This window comes from Xenorhabdus budapestensis (assembly GCF_002632465.1).
GTDB classification, from domain to species: domain Bacteria; phylum Pseudomonadota; class Gammaproteobacteria; order Enterobacterales; family Enterobacteriaceae; genus Xenorhabdus; species Xenorhabdus budapestensis.
The window spans coordinates 1-3,975 of sequence record NZ_NIBS01000055.1 but is presented as its reverse complement, the minus strand read 5'-3'; the positions used below and the strand labels follow the sequence as shown (position 1 = coordinate 3,975).

Annotated in this window: 3 protein-coding genes and 1 pseudogene; all 4 read left to right on the top strand. The window is 55.1% G+C overall.

Features of this window, described 5'->3' with window-relative positions; all coding sequences use genetic code 11:
- A pseudogene (locus Xbud_RS21400) lies at positions 1–207 on the top strand (hypothetical protein); the annotation flags it as partial.
- Positions 191–1,555, top strand: coding sequence for an SPI-7-type island replicative DNA helicase (gene dnaB-PI, locus Xbud_RS21395; protein ID WP_099136923.1), 1,365 nt, complete (start codon positions 191–193; stop codon positions 1,553–1,555). The pseudogene Xbud_RS21400 and the gene dnaB-PI, both read left to right, overlap by 17 nt.
- A 3-nt stretch (positions 1,556–1,558) precedes the next feature.
- Positions 1,559–3,148, top strand: coding sequence for a ParB family protein (locus Xbud_RS21390; RefSeq protein ID WP_099136922.1), 1,590 nt, complete (start codon positions 1,559–1,561; stop codon positions 3,146–3,148).
- 74 nt (positions 3,149–3,222) lie between these two features.
- Entirely contained in the window at positions 3,223–3,798 is a 576-nt protein-coding gene (locus Xbud_RS21385) for a DUF2857 domain-containing protein (RefSeq protein ID WP_099136921.1), read from the top strand.
- The last annotated feature ends 177 nt before the right edge of the window (positions 3,799–3,975 follow it).

Below are 3,975 nucleotides of genomic sequence, written 5' to 3'. Positions count from 1 at the left end.
AGTGAAGAAGAATTACAGGCGCTGTCACTGATGCCCGGAACACCGGATGATTCGGTGCTGCTGGAATGCGGCTGGGAGAAGGAGAAGCCGCAATATTTAGCCGCCAACGAAGTACTGTTCTGGGTCTCGTCGCCCTGTCTGCAACAGCGGTTAGTGCGGGCGCTCACTCTTGTCAGCAGGGAGGCGGATAATGAACAGGGATCATGATTTCTTAGAGATGGTCAGCAAAGAGCAGCCCAGCAATGGTTATGCGGAAGTTTCCTTGATTGGCGGACTGATACTGGACAATGATCGCTGGGATGACCTTGTTCAGCTACTCACCCCTGACGATTTTTTCTTTCCGGCACACCGAATAATGTTTCAGGCTATGGCCGAGCTGACAGAAAAAAATACGCCGTATGATCTGTTGACGCTGACGGATTTACTGGCCCATCAGGGGCGTCTGGACAGTGTGGGGGGCTTTGCGTATGTGGCCGAAGTGTGCAAAAACACGCCCAGTGCCGCCAATATTGTGGAATACGCCCGCATGGTGGCAGAAAAAAGCCAGTTACGTCAGTTGCTGGCTCTGGGTAACTCGTTGCGTGCTGACGTCTTTCAGCCGAATGTACAGGCTGCGACGCTGGCAGAACAGGCGGAAAGCCAGCTGTTCAGTCTGGCAGAAAAAGGCGCTGCCCGCCAACAGCAGGCAGTGACTCTGCTGCAAGGGGCGGAGGCGCTGATTTCCCATCTGGAGCGCATACAGGGCAGCAACGGGATCACCGGCACACCGACCGGGTTTCAGGCGCTGGATGACATGACCTGTGGCTTACAGCCGGGGGATCTGATCCTGCTGGCTGCCCGCCCTTCAATGGGTAAGACCGCACTGGCGCTGGCGTTTTGTCTCGGTGCATTACGCAGCCGTGAGGATGCGGTGGTGCAGATTTTCAGTCTGGAAATGCCGACAGCCCAACTGATGCTGCGTTTGTCTTCGATGGAAGGTGGCGTGGCGTTAACCGCGCTGCGCAGTGGCCTGCTGGATGACGAACAGTGGGGGCGCATCAGCCAGAGTCTGGAGCAATTTTCTCGCTGGGATCAGCGCCTGATTATTGATGATTGCAGCCTCCAGACACCGGCACTCCTGCGTGCCCGTGCCCGCCGCTATACCCGCAAATACGGTAAACCGGCTCTGATTATGGTGGATTACCTCCAGCTGATGTGCGCACCCGGACAGGAAAACCGCACACAAGAAATTGCCGATATCTCCCGCAGCCTGAAAGCGTTAGGCAAAGAGCTGGATTGCCCGGTACTGGCGCTGTCCCAGCTTAACCGGCAAGTCGAAAACCGGCCCGATAAACGTCCCAACAATGGCGATCTACGTGATTCCGGCTCACTGGAGCAGGATGCGGATTTGATCCTGCACCTTTACCGCGATGAAGTCTATCACGAGGATAGCCCGGATGCGGGGATGGCCGAAATCATTATAGGCAAACAGCGTCAGGGACCGACTGGCACAGTACGTGTACGGTTTGAGGCGCAGTATACCCGTTTTTCGGATTTCGATGACAGCGGGAGGTAAAGGATGGGACGTAATACACTGAATTTAGGCAGCGCTTTGTTACAGCAGGGGCGGCAAGCCGTGGCCATGCTTAATGATGGTCAGCCGATGGCCGAAATGCCGATGGTGTTAACGCTGGATCAACTTCGCCCTAATCCGGATAACCCCCGTACCAGCCGCAACCCGCGTTATGACGATATCAAAGCCTCGATCAAAGTCCGTGGACTGGATACGGTGCCGAAAGTCACCCGTGATCCGGACGGTGACGAGGTTTATATCTTCAGTGATGGCGGGAATACACGCTATCAAATTTTGTCCGAGCTGTGGCAGGAAACCGGGGATGAGCGGTTTTATCGGGTGCATTGCCTGTTTAAGCCGTGGCTGGGACGGTTGCAGTGTGTGATCGGGCATCTGGCGGAAAATGAACTGCGGGGCGATCTGAGTTTTATTGAAAAAGCATTGGGCGTCTGTCAGGCCAGAACCCTGTATGAAGCGCAGAAACAAAAGAAACTCACGCAAAATGAGTTATCGGGATTGTTGGGTGAAGCGGGCTTTCCTGTCAGTCGCAGTTATATCAGCCGGATGGAAGATACGGTGCAGTATCTATATCCGTGGATGCCTAATCTACTGCATGCGGGGTTGAGCGTAGGGCAAATCCGGGGGTTACTGGCATTACGACAGGATGCGGAGACAGTCTGGCAGCAGTATGTTTTCAGTATCAATCCGGGATCCACGCAGAGCTTTGATGAAGTTTTTGGAACCTGTTGTCGTCGGTTTGACGCACTGGAAGCCTGGTCGCCAGAGATGTTTCGCGATGAGCTGATTGGCGATTTATTGCAGGCCCTGCCACACCCGCAACTCAATTATGACCGCTGGATACTGGAATTAGATCCGAAAGAAAGCAATCGAAGACAACTCTTTGGCGAACAGGCCACCGCGTTTGAATACAGGCCGGCAGTTTCTGCTGCACCCCATAACATGGCACCGGTTCGAGCGCCAAACCGGGAGTCGCACCCGCGGCGTGTTTCTCAGCCCGTCAGCAAGACGGCACCGGATCCGGCGACGGCACATTCCCCGGTGGAAGAAACGGGTTCATCCGTTGCGTTCTCCCGTAAAAATCCGGTGCTTCCGCCTTATCAGCCGGATAACGAGGATAATCCGCCTGAATCGCCTCAACCTGCTCCGGAGGCCGAATGCCTGCACTTTGCCCAAACCGGGCTGGAGTCGGTCAGTTCGGTCTGGGAGATTTCCCCGATGCAGGACGATGTCGAGCATCTGCAAGGGATGGCGTTCCGGCTGGCGTTTGAACTGGCCGAAGTGATGGGCTGTGACCACGATTTGTTGTCGGTGTCGGATGCCCGTTCAGCTGGCTTTTGTCTGGTGAATGCGCAGGCAGCGCAGGCTTTTTCGCGTTTATTGGTCAGTCTGACCGGAGAAAGCACGACTGACGCCCCGGCATTAACGCTGACTGCCGTTCTGTTTGGCACAACCCATCGTGAGGGTATGCCGTTACTGGATGATAGCCAGACCGTGAAGTTTCTGCGTCTTATCCGGGTGATACGTCGTTTGCGTGAACTTCAGCGCCGGATAGCGCCGGAGGCTATAACGGGGTAACCAGACCGGAGCGCGTGCCTGTTTCCAATGCGTTGTTCAATTTGTTTTGACTGACCTGATATTGGAGGAAATGTATGCATCATTTATCGCAAGCCACCAACAGCCTGCTGTTGCAGTTGGTGATGGATTTGAAGAACGGCTATATCCGCCGTTGTGAGGCGCTGGGACTGGCCCCCGCTGAAATGCTGATATTGCAGAATCTGACGATTGAAGATCTGCACTATCTGGGCAACAGCCCGGTGTCGGTGCTGACCATCCAGATCCATCACAGTAATCTGGTGCGCATTTTACATCAGGCGCGGATTGAGCAGCAGCGGTTACAACGTATTGACCGGGCACTGGAATTAGGCGGCTCGATTGAACTGATGCGCTATTTTTTCGGCTTGTCCAGTCTGGAAATCGCCGCCCGCCGGCGTATTTCCGGGGTGACCGTAAAACCGGGACGCAACTCGCCCCTGACGGAAGAGGAGAATCGTGAGTTGTGGCAACGCTGGCAGGCTGCGGCGATTGTCGATGCGGACAGCGCCGAAGGGCTGGATATGATGCTGGAGATGGCCGCGCATCATCAATTCTCGCTGACGGCCGTCTGGCATGCGGTGAAAGACTGGCCGCACAGCGAAGCGTCTGAATCGATCAAAAAACAGGCCTGAAAGCCCTCAGTGAAAAATAAACAGAAAAGGAAACGATGTCAGGAAAATTAACGGAAATGATGCCCGGCCTGCATGTCCCCGCAACGACACCGCTGTCACTGCGTCGCAAGGCGCAACATCAGGTGCGGTGTTACCAGCGGGGCGAGCGCAATTACGTCCGGCTGAAAGAAAAAGGCA

Excerpts from the sequence above, each read along its gene's own strand:
- dnaB-PI (WP_099136923.1), top strand. The coding sequence starts at position 191 with ATGAACAGGGATCATGATTTCTTAGAGATGGTCAGCAAAGAGCAGCCC.
- Xbud_RS21385 (WP_099136921.1), top strand. The coding sequence starts at position 3,223 with ATGCATCATTTATCGCAAGCCACCAACAGCCTGCTGTTGCAGTTGGTG.
- Xbud_RS21390 (WP_099136922.1), top strand. The coding sequence starts at position 1,559 with ATGGGACGTAATACACTGAATTTAGGCAGCGCTTTGTTACAGCAGGGG.